Origin of the sequence: Vibrio sp. 10N.286.52.F8, from assembly GCF_041468745.1 — a bacterium.
Lineage (GTDB): Bacteria > Pseudomonadota > Gammaproteobacteria > Enterobacterales > Vibrionaceae > Vibrio > Vibrio crassostreae_C.
In genome coordinates this window covers 18,491-35,863 of record NZ_JBFRJF010000018.1, presented here as the reverse complement: position 1 = coordinate 35,863, position 17,373 = coordinate 18,491, and the positions used below count along the sequence as shown (strand labels likewise).

The following is a 17,373-nucleotide window of genomic DNA, read 5'->3' as shown; positions in this document are numbered from 1 at the left end:
GTTATCTCAAACTGTCGACAATACGATTGCGAATTTGAATGCTATTGGGTTCGAGTTGCTGATACAGATAGCTGCGTTCTAAGACCTCTTTGCTAGGGAAAAGCTCCGGGTTATTTTGGTACTCTTGTGTCGTTAAGGCTTTTGCTTTTGAGCTTGGAGTTGCAAACCATGAATCCATTGCGTTTTGAGCTGCGATCTCGGGTTGCGATAAGAAGGAGAGAGTCGTGGTTGCCTGTGGAGATAGCTCTCCGTTGTTAATTGCAGCCATACACTCTAACCATAAGGTTGTTCCTTCTAGAGGCACTGTGTAGGCCCAAGATGCCTCAGGTTCGGCATCATTAAGCACATAGCTGTCACCAGAGTATCCGTAGGCGAGGTCGATATTGGCTAGGCGCTCAAGCTGGTGGATGTGGTCGATGACATACTCATTGCTTTCAAGATGTGGCTTCTGCAGTTGTAGCGTTTTGTAAGCAACACGAAGTTCTTGTTCATTGTTAGTAAATGGGTCAAATTGATTGACCAATAACGCAGTACTTACCAAGTCGGTGGGGTCGTAGTACATACTTATACGGCCACTGACTTTGGAGTCGGGCTCAAGAATGGCCATCCAAGATTCTGGGGCGGAGATTTTATCACTGCGATATAGGATACCGGATGTTCCCCAAGCGTAAGGAATACCATATTCACCGCATCCATCCGCCCACCTGGGATCAAAATTGCTTTCAATGGATTGTTGTAAGTCACTTAGGTTATGGAACAGGTTTTGCTTGGCTAATGCCTTAAGTTTTACGCTTTCGACGATGACCAGTTCAAAAGCGCCTCGACGTTCGCTTAATAGAACCTCATCCCTTATTGACTCATCAGAGAAGAATTGTTGCTTTAGTGAGATGCCGTAGGTATCACTCAACTGGGTAACGACGCTGTCAGATAAAAATTCATCCCAATTGTAGAGATAAATATCATGCTGCTGGCCAAATACAGGGCTAGCCAAAAAGGATGTTGACGCAAGTATTGATACGCAAAACGCTTTCACTGACGGATTCCCTTTCGTACGTGATAACTAAATCGTAGCCCAAAATCTGCGACATGATTCAAATTTAGGCACTTAATTTAACTTCAACTTCAACTTCATGCATTTCATGCAAATAGCAACTTGCTACTCCTACTTGATACCGAACCTTTATCGTGTGAGGCAAGGATGACTCCGTCGTATCGTATTCAACACAAGTACGTATTCCAGTTTATTGTCCGTGAATGGATTATTTAAATTAATATTCATCATAATATCCATTCTTACAAGTTATTATGCAAATATTAAGCATTAAATAATGATGCGGTGATTACCTTTTTCGGGTTTTCGCTCGCATTAATCGTCGTTATTCCTTTGTTTTGCCATCGCGATTTACTCTTATGTTCAATGTTCTTTTATCCCTAAAAACACTTCTATAACGTTTTGTTTATCATTTGTTTCGTTTCTCAATAAGTATCGATAAAGTTGTTGCTAAAGACTTGTAGCACAAGGTGATTGTGCTTATTGTGGGCAGCAATATCTAGGTTATGTCCCAACGAGCCATGATTGCCGGTTTGGGAAATGTTGTGCATTTAGGAGCCATTGTGGATTTAGAGATATATCAAGTAGATTCGTTTACAACTCAAGCGTTTAAAGGGAACCCTGCCGGGGTCTGTATCTCCAAAGAGCCGTTGGATGAGTCGTTAATGTTTTCAATCGCTGAAGAGATGGCGGTATCTGAAACGGCTTTTCTCGCGCTTAACACTATGACGCTTAAATGGTTCACTCCCGAAGTCGAAGTGAAGCTGTGTGGACATGGCACACTGGCAACGGTTCATGTGATGAAAGAACAAGGACTGCTTGAGACAGGTGATAAGGTCGTGTTTAACACCTTATCTGGGGAATTATCTGCCGCCGTTTGTGAATCGTCTATCGAGCTTGATTTTCCTAGTACACAGCTATCATTGCGTTCTGAACCCAACCTCACGCTGCTTGAACACCTAGGTTTAGATCCGCATCAAGTAGTTTCATTCAGAGAATTTGACTCTAAGCAGTTAATCGAAGTTTCCAACGAACAAGTGTTATTGGAGCTTTCACCAAACTTTGATGCGTTAAAAGGTATTCAAGGGCGAGGTGTAGTGGTGACAGCATTGGCAGCAAATACGGAACTTGATTTTGTTTCTCGCTACTTTGCACCTTGGGTTGGGGTTAATGAAGATCCTGTGACTGGCTCGGCACATTGCGCATTGACGCAACACTGGGCAGAAAAGCTCAACAAAAGCAGTTTCAGTGCTTATCAAGCGTCTCGTCGTGGTGGCTATATGTCGACTGAATTATTGGCTAATGGGCGAATAAAGTTAATCGGCTCTGCGACCACTGTGATTAGTGGTGTGTTGAAGCTTTAGATTTTTATAGAAGCTTTAGAGCGCTGTTTGCTCTGTTTTGTTGTAACCGCCTAGTATGTTTTATTCGACTGTTCACCGTGAAAGAAGCGGCTAGGGCGGAATGTTATTATTGAAGGAATCACCGTGTCTGCCTTTTATCTTTCCCAAGTATTAGTCGCGATAGCCATTTGTTTTGATCTTCTGTCATTCCAATTCAAGGAAAGGAAGAAAATCGTCACTTGTCTGTTCTTTGCTGGCGTTCTTATTTCGAGTCACTTTATCCTTCTTGAACAATGGACAGCGGCGAGCTTAATGACGATTGCCACGATTCGCTATTTGACGAGCGTATTTTCTACCTCGTCTAAGTTTAAATATTTGTTTTCTTCGATGTCGGTGGTCGCAACCGCAGTGACTTACTCAGGGCTGACCAGCATATTGAGTTGCTTTGCCTCCGTATTTCAGACCTTTGCAGCCTTCAATAAAGATGACCGTCGATTAAGAGAATTGATGATCATCGGAACCAGCTTTTGGTTGGTTCACAATTATTTAGTTGGTTCGCCAACAGCGGTTGTTATGGAGGCGCTGTTTATCTGCAGTAACTTGGTGGGCTATTACCGTTTTTACTTCAAAAAGAGTGCCGCTGCTTAGGTTTACAGTACAGCTAAGGCCCAAGTTGTTAATCAATTCAATGCTAGCTAGGAGAGCTTGATGCCAAACATTTACAATGATGTTCCTTCATCAATACCCAATGAAATATTCAATGACCTGATTGCCAACGACAACATTCGAATCGAGAGAATACTCTCATATGGTCACAGTTCACCAGACGAGGGTTGGTATGATCAAGATGAGAATGAATGGGTAATGGTGATCGATGGGCAAGGGGTGATTGAGTTTGAAGATGGTCGCATTGTTACCTTGTCTAAAGGGGATTATCTCAATATTTCCGCAGGTGAAAAACACAAGGTGCTGAGGACGGATAAAGATGCGGTGACGATCTGGCTCGCTGTGTTTTATCGTTGATATCTTGCTCTAAAGCTGAGGCTGTTAGGTTATAAAGCTTGCTGATTCAGCTGTTTATTTTCACCTCAGAAAGGACTTAAGACAAAAAGGAGTATGTTGTGATTAGAATTCGAAACTATCAAGCGAGTGATGACAAAGCACTGTGGGAGATCTTCTTTCATACCGTACGTAACGTGAATGTTCGAGATTATTCTCAACAGCAAGTCGAAGCTTGGGCACCCAGTAGCTTTGACTTTGCGTTATGGCAAAAGCGTATGAATGGGTTACAACCCTTTGTGGCTGAACTCGATGGTTGCGTAGTTGGCTATACTGACCTGCAACCAAGTGGCTTGATTGATCACTTTTTCTGTCACCACGAATATCAAGGGAAGGGGGTAGGGAAAGCGTTGATGGAACATGTTTTCACTGTGGGTCGAGTTCGTGGTATATCGAGATATTTCTCTGAAGTAAGTATTACCGCAAGGCCTTTCTATGAGCATCTTGGTTTTAAGGTGGTGAATGAACAGGAAGTCGAAATGCGTGGTGTAAAGCTGACCAATTACGTGATGGAAAAGGTAGTTGAAGATAGAAAAGTCAGTTGAATAGGCGGGCTAGTGTTCGTAGGGATACAGAAACCGAGTTTGAAATATTAATGAACCTTTTTAAGGATAACTTTTCCTGATCTATTGATATTGTCGATGAGTTCAAATTGTGTGCAAGATAATTTGTCTAATCTAAACATTGAATGAATACAAGGAGTGTTGTTCATGAGTCATGTGAGTAGATCTAAACTATATACATTGGTGTCGATGTTGTCCTTCGCTGTTGGCGTTCTTGCCTTAGATGCTGGGGTGTCGGGGCTATTTCCTCTCTTTGTTGTCGTCATCTCATTCTTTTCATTTGTCATCAACTCGTTTCTTTGTTTGTTCGGAGGTAAACGCGAAGATGGCTTTGATGCCTATCAAAAAGCAAATCAGACTCGGTCGCGAGCACTGGTCAAAGGCTTAGAAGACTCGAACAAATAAACCTATGCCTTCAGACGAACGGTAATCTCATTTTTGACACAGTTTTCACCTGCTTTTTGTTCTCTTATTCAAGAAAAATCATCTCTTTAGAGATAATATTCACTTCAACTAATATCAGTGAAGGAAGTAAAGTGGGTATTGAAGCTTTAGCGTTTGTGATGGACGCATTAATCACCGCATGTTGTATGTACATCGCCTCTAAAATGTCTTTCGTGGTCGCAGATTTTAAATCCCTTCTTACTATTGCTGTTATCGTTGCTCTGGTGTCATTGATTCCAACAGTAGGTTGGGTGTTAGGGTTGATTCTGTTTGTGTTCCTACTCGGGAAAGCGACGCACTCTAGTATTGGTGACTGCATCTGGGTAGTGGTCTTCACGAAGGTGGTATCGATGGCGGCCTTTCTGATATTCGGGCGCTTGTTTATGTAATCCGGGTTCTTGCTTATATAAAGGCAGGTTCGGCTAGTTTGATACCGATCTTAACTTGGTATTTAAACGTCAAAAGGGTGTGAGCCTGTCACACCCTCTAAGAACCTTTGATTTGTGTTCATCTTTATTATTTAGGCAGTAATACAGCATCAATCACATGGATAACACCATTGCTTGCTTCAACATCTGCCATCACGACCTGCGCTTTGTTGACCATCACGTTGCCGTGATCAATTCCTACCATTACCGCTTCGCCTTGCACTGTTATGGCACTATCAAGTTTCATCACTTCAGACGCCATTATTTTCCCTGGCACCACATGATAGGTCAGTACTGCAATCAGCTTGTCTTTGTTTTCTGGCTTCAACAGCATATCAACCGTTCCTTCTGGTAGCGCAGCGAACGCTTCATCCGTTGGCGCAAACACTGTGAAGGGACCGTCACCTTTCAATGTTTCAACTAAGCCTGCCGCTTTTACCGCTGCTACCAAGGTGTTGAAAGAGCCGTTTTCAGCCGCCACGTCAACGATATCTTTCTTCATTCCGTGGTGATCAGCGTGAGCAAAAGCCGTAAAAAGAAGCGTCGCAACTAGCACTGACATGGTTTTGATTAATTTATTAAACATATTGTCTTCCTTTGAGTTTTGTCCGTTATTTTCGAGAGGTATTACGAAAGCCCAATCGTGATAGATCAATTTGTTGTGTCTTTGAGTGAATGGTTAGCGATATCGACAGCGTCAAGCGAATAAACTTATATTGTTAAATGCTTGTTACAATTCCATTTTGATGCTTATAGTTATTTGATGCTTATAGTTATTTGGTGATTATTCAAGTAATGGATGTGAATATGAGGTTTGTTTTACCAGTAGTCTTTTCTGCATTGGCTTCAATGCCTGCATACAGTGGCCTTGCTCCAAGTGAAGGCTTCAGCGGTAACTTCAGTGTATTGGCCGGTTTCTACTCTGACAGTAGTAATTTGAGTACTGAACAAGATTCGAATCAAGCCACCAACACCCAGGAAGGGGAGAGTGAAAACCAAGGGCTACTCGGCTTTTTGGGTACTGTTCAATATACTTTTGGCGAATCGCTGACTCACCAAGTGTATGCGGGTACGACACGAGAGGATATTGCAACAGGTACCATTGCGTTTGAGATCGGTTATCGATATCAACTTTCTGGTGGCACCATATTGGATTTTTCTGTTATTCCTACGCTTATCTCGGGTAAGGCTTGGACGGATCCGTATGCTGTTGGCGTTAATCGAAATGAAACGGATGTGAAAGGTAATGTAGGACGACTGCAGCTCACTAATATCGGTGGAACTGGTTTTCGAACGGATCTCGCATTTGGGCAATCAGATGTTGATGAAGAGCTATCTGGTAGCCAAGGCTTATCTCCGGAAGATACTGTGCTGCTGGATAGGGAAAGAACCTATGTGTACGCCAAAGCAGGATACCGCTTTATCTTACCAAACCACGCAGGTCTATTTGTTCCTTCAATGGTGTATTTCCACTCAGACGCAGAAGGAGGAGCACTCAGCTTCGATAGTTATGGTATTGAATTAAACTACGCGAAGAGAATCGGTCGTCATGGTTTTGTTGTCACCCTAGATGCAAGTGATCGTGAATATGATGAGTCGAATCCAATTTACGGGCAAGTACGTGAAGAGAATGAATTCGGTGCATTCTTAGCTTATGAGTTTGGTGGTTTGATGGGCTATAAAGATTGGGCGTTCATTACTTTACTGGGTTTAAGAAGCATAGATTCTAATATCGATTTCTATAACTCCGAGCAAGTATTAGCGAGTGTGGGTGTGGATTATAAATTCTGATATTCACACTATTTTAAAAATACTCATCAAAGCAGAAGTTTAAGTTCAGTCTTACTATTTGTTTAATTATTTCGGGCACTTACACCTTTAAAGGTTGTAGGTTCCCGTTGCTATCCGTAATATGAAAATTAGCTTATGGATAGAAATAATAGGATAAGGAAGCGCTTTGGAAATACAAATTAGACATTTAGAAGCAACGGATAGCCAAGATATTTTCGATATTTATCGCCGCCCTTCAGTTTCAGAAAACACCTCACAAAAGCCTTATCTTAGTTCTGAACAAGTGGAGCGACTGTTTGGTCATTCAGACCATTTCACTCTGGTTGCGGAAGTCTCCGGCAAAGTAGTGGGTCACATTACTTTATTCATGACCACCAAGGTAAGAGACAGGCACTGCGCTGGTCTTGGTATTGCTATTCACCCAGATATGCATGGTAAAGGGGTCGGTAAGGCGTTAATGCAAGAAGCGATCAATCAGGCGGATAACTGGCTTAATCTCGTGCGTCTTGAGTTAGAGGTTCATGCCGATAACCACGCCGCTATTGCTTTGTATGAACGTGTAGGCTTTCAGTTAGAAGGCACAAAAAGACTCAGTACGTTCAAAGCGGGTAAGTACATCGATATGTTGCTGATGTCGAGAATACGACCAGATTACCGTTGAGATCGAACCAAACAGGTTCCTGCTTTAGAAATCGGTTAATGAGCAATTGATTAGTGAAATTCCCATTAAACTCTGTATAGTAGCAACCGTTTGCTTCGTATAACCCCAATGATATGGTTTGGGGGTCTCTACCAGCTCCCGCAAAGTGCTGATTACGAAGGGTTTAGATCACAATTGTGTTCTTACTCTTTGTAATGGCGTTCAAGAAAACCTCCTGTCTATTATTCAGAGTAAGTGCACACCTAAAATCCATAGTAGGTGAAATATGAACGCATTTATTCAAGGGCTCCCAAAAGTAGAGTTGCATTTACACATTGAAGGTTCGCTCGAACCTGAGTTACTTTTCCAGCTTGCTCAACGCAATGGCATTGAGCTGCCTTATTCATCCCCAGAGCAACTAAGACGCGCATACGAATTTGATGATTTACAGTCATTTCTGGATATCTATTATCAAGGTGCTGATGCACTGCGCACAGAACAGGATTTCTACGACTTAACATGGGCTTATCTAGAACGCTGTAAAGCCGACAATGTTATCCATACTGAGATTTTCTTTGATCCTCAGACACATACCGATCGTAGCATTGCATTCGACACCGCTATTAACGGCATTCATCGTGCGCTTGAACAGGGTCATAAAGAGTTGGGCATTACCTCTCAAATCATCGCATGTTTTCTGCGCTATTTATCTGAAGAGAGCGCCATTCAAACGTTCGCAGAGGTATTGAAGCATCAAGATAAGATCGTCGGGGTTGGACTGGACTCTTCTGAATTAGGACACCCACCAGAGAAGTTCAAGCGTGTATTCCAACAAGCAAAACAAGCGGGCTTCTTGACGGTGGCGCATGCAGGAGAAGAAGGGCCGGCTCAAAACATTGTCGATGCGATTGAAATGCTCAGCGTGAGTCGAGTGGATCATGGTGTCCAGTGCATGACAGACGAAGCTCTAATCGAAGAGCTGATTGAAACCAAAATGCCACTGACGGTGTGCCCACTGTCGAATATTAAATTGCGTGTATTCGATGTGATGGAAGACCACAACATTGTCGAACTGCTCAGAAAGGGTGTGGCTGTAACGATTAACTCGGATGACCCTGCTTATTTTGGTGGTTACATGTCGGATAACTTTAATGCGGTGAGCCAAGCTCATGAGATGACGCATCAGGAGTTAGCGCAGTTTAGTTTGAATGCGATAGACGCGAGCTTTATTGAAGCGCCATTGAAGCAGCAATATCGAGAGCTTGTTCAAGGTTACTTAGCTAAAGCTGATTTTGACCAGAATTTCTAGCCGCTGTGCCCATTTACTAGCAGCTGAGTATAAAGCGCTAGGATGGCCAACTAAAGTGGATGGTAAAGTGTTATCGACTGAGTCTGCTTAATCTCTATAAGCCTAAATCATCTAGATGAAGACAAAAAAGAAGCTGGCAGTTTGCCAGCTTCTTTCATTTTTAAATTAAGCTCATTGAGCTACTTGTTCACGTAGTCTTTGAATTTCTGCTTGGTTTCAGCATCCGCTTTTTCGTACCAGAAATAGAGCATCTCTTCAGCTGTATTTGCTGCATTTCCGTCAATCTTTGCTGGAAGCGTTACCGGTTGTGCGACAGCAGCTGCTACGCCCGCGCTAGCACCTACTGTAAGTGCAGCGATGCCGCCTTTCTGGTTGTACTCCTTCGCTTCTTGTGGGTACTTACGACCAATCTGCATGCCATCTTTGATAAGTTTGTCTTGCTTAACACTGATTGCATTTTGGTTTTTATCAACCAGTTTCCAATCTAAGTTTTGAAGGCCTTTTTTCGCTTCGTTGGTGTTACGGAACTTAGGCATGTCAAACGTCAATGCTGTGTCTGTCGCATCAAAAGTAGCAATAATGGTATCGCTATCGACAAACTCTCGGTCGTTACCTTGGCTGAAAGCCAGTTGATATTTGAAAACGATTTGGTTTACGCCATCTGGAACGGTGATCGTTTTGCTCGAAGAGAAGAAACCACCGTCAAGATCGGGTTTAGCTTCATTTACAGCTAAGACTTCGACTAAAGCATCTGCGCTAGAAGGAACTTCAATTGTTACGTCAGCTAACACTTGTGGTGCTGCGATAATTGTCGAAAGCAGCGCAATGGATTGTAATGTTTTCATAGTCATACAGTTATTTAGGTGAGTAGTTCTACACTCGCATGCATAAAGAAGTATTTCAAGTTGCCTTGTCTCGATTTGGAAAAATTCACCGAAACTTAACCAAAGCCTAGTTTTTGAACGTGTCGATTGTATGGTTTCTGTGCGAGTGAGGGCGTGATCTTGAACTTTCCTCTGTCACGTCATCATCGACGTCCAGTGAGGCTTGAGGAGAAGGTAAAGAGATATAAATAGGAATAATTGCCGCCACCCAAATGGTATAGATGGTAATGACTCGGTTGAAGGCGACAAACCAGGTTTCGCTGCCGCTACCAGATAAGTAGTAACCCAATAAGGTAAGTAAGGTGCAGCCAATAGCCCACATCACGGCTGATAGTGGATCTTTCGTTGTGGCTGCGAGCAAGACTATCGTTATGTAGGGCACGGCCATGGCAATGCCCAAAGGAACATGACAGTCGACCACAAAAATGATTGTGGCACCGAGTGCTAAGAATAAATGTGGGCCAGTGCTAGGTAAATTTACATTCCATATCATATGACACCTTCTTTTACCCCGTTTTTCGTTGCTGATGGAGTTTGTGTATTAATCGTGTTGCTTGATGGCTGTTGACTATCAAGCGATTGATGAGTTGCTGAAGTAATTCAGCCTCGGGCATGATGTGCTTCTCCGTTACCTTCTCAGCTTCGGTTGCGAGCTCGAATACTTCACTCATTTCATACCTTGATGCAATCGCTTTAACCGCCTTTAATGTTCTGGATAGATCATCTTGCTTGGCATCCGAAAATAGCTCTATCAACTCATCGATTTCGTTTTCTAGCTCATCAACGAGAGAAGTTAAGCATTTGAGTTTCTCGTCTGTTTTAAGCTCATCGTTAGTTAAAAATTGGCTACGCGACAGTTCTTCCTCTGTGAGTGGCAATTTGTTCTTAGGGTGACGCGTTAACATCGTGATGTTACTTTTTTCCTTGTTTGGAAGATTGTGTGTGTTAACGGAGTGATGGCGGTTGACCTCAAACTGTTGGTGAAACTCGTTGATGGCGTTTTGTAAGCTGTTTTTCTGTAACGGTTTGGTGAGTACAAAGTCTGCGCCTGATTCGATGAATTCATCGTGGGCCTCTTTGAATACATCGGCGGTACATGCAAAAACAACCGTAGTCAGCTTGAGTTCGCCACGGATTTTTTGAATCGCTTCAATACCGCTCATGTTTGGCATATGGTTGTCCATTATGATCAGGTCATATTGGTTTGACGCCAACTTATCTAAGGCCTGTAAACCGTCGTAGGCATTCTCAACCGTTAAGTTTATCGACTCACAGAACTTCCTAATCACCATTGCGTTGATCTTGTTATCTTCGACTAACAATACTGAGAAGTCATCGAGAGTCTCATTGGTTTTGGTTGGCGTTTGGTCGATGACTTGTTCTTCAAGCTCATGCATTTCTAACGGCAAAGAGATCTTAAATTGAGTGCCCAAACCAAGCTGGCTGGAAACCTTAATTGTTCCGCCCATCAGTTCGACTAACTGCTGAACAATGGAAAGCCCTAACCCTGTGCCACCAAACTTACGGGTTGTTGAAAGCTCAGCTTGTTCAAAGGCGGTAAATATATGGTCGATCTTGTCTTCTGCTATACCAATACCCGTATCCGTCACTAAAATATTCACGCTTGGTGGAGTAGTAGGGGCTATCAAGAATTCTACTTCGACCTTTCCTGACTCAGTAAATTTGACTGCATTGCCTGCTAAGTTAAATAAGATCTGACGTGTACGTGCAGAGTCACCAATCAACTGAATATTGGTAGGAATGTTATCTTTAATGATAAAAGCGAGGCCTTTGTCTTCTGCAAGAGGTGTCAATGTTTTATCAAGGTGTGTCACGACGTCGGTGACAGAGAACGGGCTGTATTCCAACTCCATCTTGCCTTGCTCCACCTTAGAAAAATCAAGAATGTCATTCAATATGGTGACGAGATGCTGACCAGAGTCAATGATGATTTGGGCGTGTTTACGAGTATTCTCGCTGTGTGAATCCTCCTTGATTATCTGAGCGATGCCTAATACGCCATTCATTGGGGTGCGTAACTCGTGGCTCATGGTAGCGAGAAAGAGAGATTTTGCTTCGCTGGCTTTTTCTGCTTTGTCTGCGGCTTCTTGATAGGAGAGGTTGTTTCTTTTGAGTTCGAAGACTCGAAAAATAAACATGGTGAATGAGAACGCTAAAGTCAGCAACGCCAAAACGATAATAAGCTTAACGATGATACTTTTAAGTTGGTCTTGCAGATCGGTAAACTCATGCTCAATATGTTCAATATACTCCATGCTGTGTGCTGAAAGTACTTGAGATAACAGCTGACTTTGTTGTTGGTTGAGTTCGGTAAACGTTTTATAAAGGTTCGCCAGCTCGGAGTTAACACCTGAATGGTTAATTTCGATTCCCCCAACCAACACACTCGCAAGAAGCGCGCTTTGAATGTCGATATTTGCATTGTTTATCTCAGCATCAGTTGAGTTGCTCTCTGTGAGTTGTAGAGTCAAAGATTGCAAAATAAACTGACGAGCCACACTAAGTCCTACTAGGTTGTCTAGCGTATCTAAGTTCGACATTGAAGCATCGTAAAAGCGATCCAATAATTGCGCTGTCGGTAAGTGTTTAAAGAACGTAGAGTGAATATTCTCGCTTTGATAACTTTCTCTGAGTAGTTGCAACTCTCTTTCTAAAGCAACCAAATCTGCAGACATTTGATAAGGGTTGGAAATACCCGCAAGCGCTGCATTGGTGATATGATCACGCATTTCTAATACTTCATGGCCTAACTGCCGAATAGGCACTCCATATTCGGTGACCTTTTCATGCTCGGAGTAGGTCAGCATAATAAAGCTAATTAAGCCGATGAAAAGCGATACAAACAGTAGAAATATGAGTCTGATCTTATTCATTTTCAAACTCCATTAACATTTGAGGACGGTTACCGGTTAGGGATTCGAGGAAGACTTTAATATCGTTTATGGCCTGTTTTTCAAACGTTTTACCGAGTTGGCTTTCACCCATTATTTTGATCGCTTCTTCGAGTGTGGCTGTTTGCCCGTCATGAAAATAGGGTGCAGTGATCGCCACGTTTCTTAAGCTCGCAACACGAAATAAATCCTTATCTTGTGGTTTAGCGGTAAACATAAAACGACCTTGGTCTTCACTTCGCTCGGCTCCTGTTTTCGATAACCCAAAGTAACCAAATCGCATCACCATGCCTCCACCAATGTTGGTACCTTGGTGGCAACGAATACAGCCTTCTTCTTGAAAAGTTTCCCAACCTCGTTTGGCGGTTTCAGAAAGTGCTGCGCTGTCACCTTGTAAATACAGGTCGAAAGGGGCATTGGGTGTGGTCAAACCCTGCATAAATTCAATAAGAGCAGCCTTAATTGAAGCTTCGTCAATGGGCGTTGATTGTTCTTGGAATAAGTCGATGTAAGTTTTCGATTGAGACACATAATCCGTAATATGTTGCCAGTTTGAATCCATTTCATCGACGTTGTGCACTGGGCCATCAATTTGATCGCCGAGGTTGTTTACTCGACCATCCCAGAAGAACCGATAGTTAAAGACTGCGTTAAAAACGGTGAGTGAATTTCTCATCCCTGCGCCGTTTACGCCAATCGAAACTGGAATTACCTCTGCGCCGTTGGTTTGCAGGCTATGACAACTTTCACAGCTCACACTGCGGTTAGAAGAAAGGTTCGGGTCTTTAAATAGCACCCAACCAATTTTGGCCAGCTCATGATTTATCTCGGGAGAGTTTGGAATCGGGGATATGGGTTGGCTTGAAGCGACGGTTTTATGTGCGTGCTTTTCTTCGGAATGTGCGGAGTGCCCTGAAGAGTGAGAGTCATCATGATCGCTTTCATGGGCGTGATCTTCTTGGTGTTCGAACGAGGTGTGCATTTTTGAAGAGGCCGCGTCATAAACTAGCATAGCGACTGAAACGACAATGACAGTGATGCTTATTCCTGCTAAATATGGCGTTTTCATAACATTAGTCCATCTAGTTTTGACAATTATGGCAATTCAGAATCCTTCTGATATCACCTTCATTTCACTTTCCAATGATAGGTGTTATTTATAAACCTAGTTGCGCATACTTGATGTTGCAAGACAAGTGGTAGGAAATTAAATCGCTTAGGTAGTTGTCTAGCGGGGATTGATCGGGAGATCTTAGTCAGAATTGAATGAAGCTCTTTCAATTGAATTTAAGCCGAATGGCGTTAAACGAAAAAAGCCGTGGTAACTCAAGTGAGTTATCACGGCTTTCGTACTCGATTATGTACTTACTATAAATCTTAGTTAAATACACATCTATACAGTTTGCATCGCCTAGATAGGCTTATTTAGCTTGCGCTGCTGCCGCTTCTAGTTGCTTAAGTTTACCTTGAAGCATGTATGCATTCTGGTTGAAGTTACCTGGGTTCAGTACTTGGCTATTCTGCATAGGGTAATCTGGTAGCGTCGTCATAAACTCTTGAACCTGATTTCCTACTGGAACGAATAACCACATGTTGTCTGCCATCCAGCGTAGGTACATACCAGACTCGTGCGGTGCTTTCTCGAATGGGTCAGCACGTAGGTGAACAACTTGAGGCCAGTTTGGTTGGAAACGAACTGCATCCACAATGTTACCATCCATCACAGCAAACGAAATCTTGAAGTCATTCCAACGTACTGCGTTTAGCTCAGCGTTAGCAGAGAAGTAAAGCATGCTGTCACGAGGGCCTTTCTCTTCTTTACCTTGGAAGTAAGGCAGGAAGTTGTAACCATCTAGGTGTACGCGCCAGTTTTTACCGTTGTAAGTTGCACCTTTGTCAGATGCTAGCTTCTCAACCACTTTATCATCACCAGCGGCTGCTAGTAGAGTAGGAATCCAGTCTTGGTGGCCCATGATATCGTTGATTTTAGTTCCAGGTTTGATAGTCCCAGGCCAGCGAACTAGCTGAGGCACACGCATACCACCTTCGTAAGTTGTACCTTTCTCACCGTGGAAGTAAGTTGCGCCGCCATCAGGCCAAGAAACCGTTTCAGCACCGTTATCGGTAGAGTAAATTACGATAGTGTTGTCAGCGATTTTTAGTTCATCCAGCTTGTCTAGAAGCACACCAACATGGTCATCATGCTCTAACATACCATCAGCATAAATACTGATACCTGACTTACCTTGGTATTTCTCTTGTAGGCGAGTCCACACGTGCATACGAGTGGTGTTGTGCCAGATGAAGAATGGTTTGTCAGCTTTTACCGCTTTTTCCATGAATGCTAGAGATTCTTCTAGGAACTCTTCATCCGCATGCTCCATACGCTTACGCGTCATTGGGCCAGTATCTTCAATCTTACCGTCAGCAGTAGACTTGATTACACCACGAGGGCCGTAGTTCTTACGGAACTCTGGGTCTTTAGGGTAGTAATATGTTTCAGGCTCTTCTTCTGCATTTAAGTGGTATAGGTTACCGAAGAACTGGTCAAAGCCGTGGTTCGTTGGAAGGTGTTTGTCTTGGTCACCCATATGATTCTTACCAAACTGAGCGGTCATGTAGCCTTGTTCTTTAAGAAGGTCTGCGATCGTTGGAGCCCAATCAGGGATACCGTGGTCCGAACCTGGCATACCGATAGTCAATAGACCAGTACGGAAAGGTTCTTGACCGGTTAGGAATGCAGCACGACCAGCAGTACACGATTGTTGACCGTAGTGGTCAGTAAATAGTGCGCCTTCATTCGCAATACGGTCAATGTTTGGCGTTTCGTAACCCATCATACCGTTGTTGTATGCACTGATGTTGAAAACACCAATGTCATCACCCCAGATAGCAAGAATATTCGGTTTTTCCGCTGCTGTTGCCGCTGAAGAAGCTGCTAATAAGCCAACACCTAATGCTAGTTTATTAATTTTAGTACCCATAAGGACTCCGATTCACTTTTAAGATTAATGCGTTAGAACAACGCATCGATGAGCAAATGTTATTCTCAAAATTCCGTTACGTCCTTTTATAGTGCTTATAACCAATCGTTATGATGCTTAGGTAACCTATTGATTAATATCAGCTCCAGTGGGTACGTAGAATAAAGCCTTAGTTTGTATGTGTGATCCTTATCATGTTTGTTGGCGTAAACCTTATCGATGATTTCTGTATCCGTATCTCAATAAAAATGACAAAAAGATTAATAGCTTAGGGAATCTCGCGCATGTGTAAAAAATGGACTATACGTTGTAGGGCAGGATGCAAATAACTTACGAAGAGGTTTCTATGACAGCGAAATATGGCGCTAAACGTCGATTAGCGATTTTGGGTACAGCGATGATGGCCGCGTCCAGCGCCACTTTTGCGGCTGAAAAGCCAAATATATTGGTTATTTGGGGGGACGATATTGGTCAATCCAATGTGAGTGCATACACCTTCGGTCTCATGGGTTACAAAACCCCGAATATTGATAGCATCGCGAAAGAAGGGATGATGTTTACGGACTATTACGCAGAGCAATCTTGTACTGCGGGTCGCTCTACCTTTATCACGGGACAAAGTGTATTACGAACGGGTTTGAGTAAAGTAGGTTTGCCGGGCGCAGACATTGGCTTACAAGCAGAAGACGCGACAATCGCAGAAATGCTGAAACCTATGGGTTACATGACAGGTCAATTTGGTAAAAACCACCTTGGCGATAAAGATGAATTCCTTCCAACAGCACACGGGTTTGACGAATTTTTTGGCAACCTTTACCACCTAAATGCTGAAGAAGAACCAGAGAATGAAGATTACCCAACCGATCCTGAGTTTCGTAAGAAATTTGGCCCTCGTGGTGTCATTAAGTCATTCGCTGATGGCAAGATTGAAGATACCGGTCCACTGACGCGTAAGCGTATGGAAACGGTTGATGAAGAAACACTAGACGCGGCACTTGATTTTATGGATCGCGCAGTGAAAGCGGACAAACCATTCTTCGTGTGGTGGAACGCGACACGTATGCACTTTAGAACGCACGTGAAAGCCGACAGTAAAGGCGTAACCGGTGTCGGTAACTACGCTGATGGTATGGTTGAGCACGATCGACACGTTGGGCAACTATTGAAGCAAGTGGATGAGTTGGGTATCAAAGACAACACGATTGTTTTCTACTCAACGGATAACGGCCCTCACATGAACTCTTGGCCTGATGCGGGTACAACCCCGTTCCGTGGTGAGAAAAACACCAACTGGGAAGGCGCATACCGTGTACCAGCAATGGTTCGTTGGCCTGGTAAGATTGAACCGGGCAGTGTTTCAAATGAAATCATGCACCACATGGACTGGATGCCAACATTCGTTGCAGCCGCTGGTGATGATCAGATCAAAGAGAAACTACTGAAAGGTCATACTGCGGGTGATAAAACGTTTAAAGTTCACTTAGATGGTTATAACTTCCTTCCTTACTTAACCGGTGAAGAAGAGAAAGGCCGTCGTTCGGAGATCTTCTACTTTACCGATGATGGTGATTTAGCGGCGCTTCGTTACAACCAGTGGAAAGCGGTGTTCATGGAGCAGCGTGCAACGGGTACCATGCAAATCTGGGCTGAACCGTTCGTGACGTTACGTCTTCCTAAGCTGTTTAACCTGCGTATGGACCCATACGAAAACGCAGACATTACATCGAACACATACTACGACTGGTTGTTAGACCATGCTTATATGTTCGTTCCAGCACAAGCGTATGTCGGCAAGTTCCTAGAAACCTTTGCTGAATATCCGCCACGTCAAAAAGCTGCGAGCTTTAGCTTGGATCAGGTAATGGAAAAACTGCAGGAATCTCATAACAAGTAAGTGATTGTTTGAGTGAAACTGAACAGATTGAAGAGCTCTTAGGAGCTCTTTTTTTATGCGCATATCGATGA

17 protein-coding genes and 1 riboswitch are annotated in these 17,373 nt (G+C 43.2%); of the genes, 10 read left to right on the top strand and 7 right to left on the bottom strand.

Going from position 1 to position 17,373, the window contains the following annotated elements; genetic code table 11:
* Position 1 precedes the first annotated feature (1 nt).
* Positions 2-1,033 carry an extracellular solute-binding protein gene (locus AB4133_RS10580; protein WP_102449420.1) on the bottom strand — a complete coding sequence of 344 codons (1,032 nt, stop codon included), beginning with the start codon at positions 1,031-1,033 and terminating at the stop codon, positions 2-4.
* A 581-nt stretch (positions 1,034-1,614) separates the two neighbouring features.
* Between AB4133_RS10580 and AB4133_RS10575 the strand changes: the two genes are divergently transcribed.
* The 6 genes from AB4133_RS10575 to AB4133_RS10550 all read left to right on the top strand — a co-directional run bounded on the left by AB4133_RS10575 (position 1,615) and on the right by AB4133_RS10550 (position 4,849).
* Complete coding sequence (locus tag AB4133_RS10575; RefSeq protein WP_065584627.1) at positions 1,615-2,415, top strand: PhzF family phenazine biosynthesis protein; 801 nt, start codon at positions 1,615-1,617, stop codon at positions 2,413-2,415.
* 123 nt (positions 2,416-2,538) lie between these two features.
* Complete coding sequence (locus AB4133_RS10570) at positions 2,539-3,042, top strand: YgjV family protein (protein ID WP_017060023.1); 504 nt, start codon at positions 2,539-2,541, stop codon at positions 3,040-3,042.
* 60 nt (positions 3,043-3,102) lie between these two features.
* Positions 3,103-3,417, top strand: a complete 315-nt coding sequence (locus AB4133_RS10565) for a cupin domain-containing protein (RefSeq protein ID WP_065584628.1) — start codon at positions 3,103-3,105, stop codon at positions 3,415-3,417.
* A gap of 98 nt (positions 3,418-3,515) precedes the next feature.
* The gene (locus AB4133_RS10560; protein WP_372224393.1) at positions 3,516-3,998 is read left to right on the top strand and encodes a GNAT family N-acetyltransferase; all 483 of its coding nucleotides are present in this window, start codon (positions 3,516-3,518) and stop codon (positions 3,996-3,998) included.
* Positions 3,999-4,163: 165 nt separating this feature from the next.
* The gene (locus AB4133_RS10555; RefSeq protein WP_017060020.1) at positions 4,164-4,421 is read left to right on the top strand and encodes a hypothetical protein; all 258 of its coding nucleotides are present in this window, start codon (positions 4,164-4,166) and stop codon (positions 4,419-4,421) included.
* 131 nt (positions 4,422-4,552) lie between these two features.
* Positions 4,553-4,849 (top strand): hypothetical protein, encoded by a 297-nt coding sequence (locus AB4133_RS10550; protein ID WP_017064710.1) that lies wholly within the window; start codon positions 4,553-4,555, stop codon positions 4,847-4,849.
* Between the two features lie 127 nt (positions 4,850-4,976).
* Here AB4133_RS10550 and AB4133_RS10545 read toward each other — a convergent pair whose 3' ends face one another.
* Positions 4,977-5,474: a fasciclin domain-containing protein gene (locus AB4133_RS10545; RefSeq protein WP_372224391.1), complete on the bottom strand. Its 498-nt coding sequence runs from the start codon at positions 5,472-5,474 to the stop codon at positions 4,977-4,979.
* 221 nt (positions 5,475-5,695) lie between these two features.
* Here AB4133_RS10545 and AB4133_RS10540 point away from each other — a divergent pair, with 221 nt between their 5' ends.
* The 3 genes from AB4133_RS10540 to AB4133_RS10530 all read left to right on the top strand — a co-directional run bounded on the left by AB4133_RS10540 (position 5,696) and on the right by AB4133_RS10530 (position 8,628).
* The gene (locus AB4133_RS10540) at positions 5,696-6,679 is read left to right on the top strand and encodes a DUF2860 family protein (RefSeq protein WP_102332872.1); all 984 of its coding nucleotides are present in this window, start codon (positions 5,696-5,698) and stop codon (positions 6,677-6,679) included.
* Between the two features lie 166 nt (positions 6,680-6,845).
* A complete protein-coding gene (locus AB4133_RS10535; RefSeq protein ID WP_017060016.1) occupies positions 6,846-7,340 on the top strand; it encodes a GNAT family N-acetyltransferase in 495 nt (164 codons plus the stop codon).
* Between the two features lie 75 nt (positions 7,341-7,415).
* Positions 7,416-7,515, top strand: a riboswitch (purine riboswitch).
* Positions 7,516-7,605: 90 nt separating this feature from the next.
* A complete protein-coding gene (locus AB4133_RS10530) occupies positions 7,606-8,628 on the top strand; it encodes an adenosine deaminase (protein WP_372224389.1) in 1,023 nt (340 codons plus the stop codon).
* A 179-nt stretch (positions 8,629-8,807) separates the two neighbouring features.
* Here AB4133_RS10530 and AB4133_RS10525 read toward each other — a convergent pair whose 3' ends face one another.
* The 5 genes from AB4133_RS10525 to AB4133_RS10505 form a co-directional block, all read right to left on the bottom strand.
* The gene (locus AB4133_RS10525) at positions 8,808-9,473 is read right to left on the bottom strand and encodes a DUF2057 family protein (protein ID WP_017060014.1); all 666 of its coding nucleotides are present in this window, start codon (positions 9,471-9,473) and stop codon (positions 8,808-8,810) included.
* 106 nt (positions 9,474-9,579) lie between these two features.
* The gene (locus AB4133_RS10520) at positions 9,580-10,005 is read right to left on the bottom strand and encodes a hypothetical protein (protein ID WP_017060013.1); all 426 of its coding nucleotides are present in this window, start codon (positions 10,003-10,005) and stop codon (positions 9,580-9,582) included.
* Between the two features lie 13 nt (positions 10,006-10,018).
* Positions 10,019-12,406, bottom strand: a complete 2,388-nt coding sequence (locus tag AB4133_RS10515; protein ID WP_372224386.1) for an ATP-binding protein — start codon at positions 12,404-12,406, stop codon at positions 10,019-10,021.
* Positions 12,399-13,493, bottom strand: coding sequence for a cytochrome-c peroxidase (locus AB4133_RS10510; RefSeq protein WP_017060011.1), 1,095 nt, complete (start codon positions 13,491-13,493; stop codon positions 12,399-12,401). The genes AB4133_RS10515 and AB4133_RS10510 overlap by 8 nt, the downstream gene beginning before the upstream one ends.
* 352 nt (positions 13,494-13,845) lie before the next feature.
* Positions 13,846-15,408 (bottom strand): arylsulfatase, encoded by a 1,563-nt coding sequence (locus AB4133_RS10505; RefSeq protein WP_017064704.1) that lies wholly within the window; start codon positions 15,406-15,408, stop codon positions 13,846-13,848.
* Positions 15,409-15,754: 346 nt separating this feature from the next.
* Between AB4133_RS10505 and AB4133_RS10500 the strand changes: the two genes are divergently transcribed.
* Positions 15,755-17,302 carry an arylsulfatase gene (locus tag AB4133_RS10500; protein WP_372224384.1) on the top strand — a complete coding sequence of 516 codons (1,548 nt, stop codon included), beginning with the start codon at positions 15,755-15,757 and terminating at the stop codon, positions 17,300-17,302.
* The last annotated feature ends 71 nt before the right edge of the window (positions 17,303-17,373 follow it).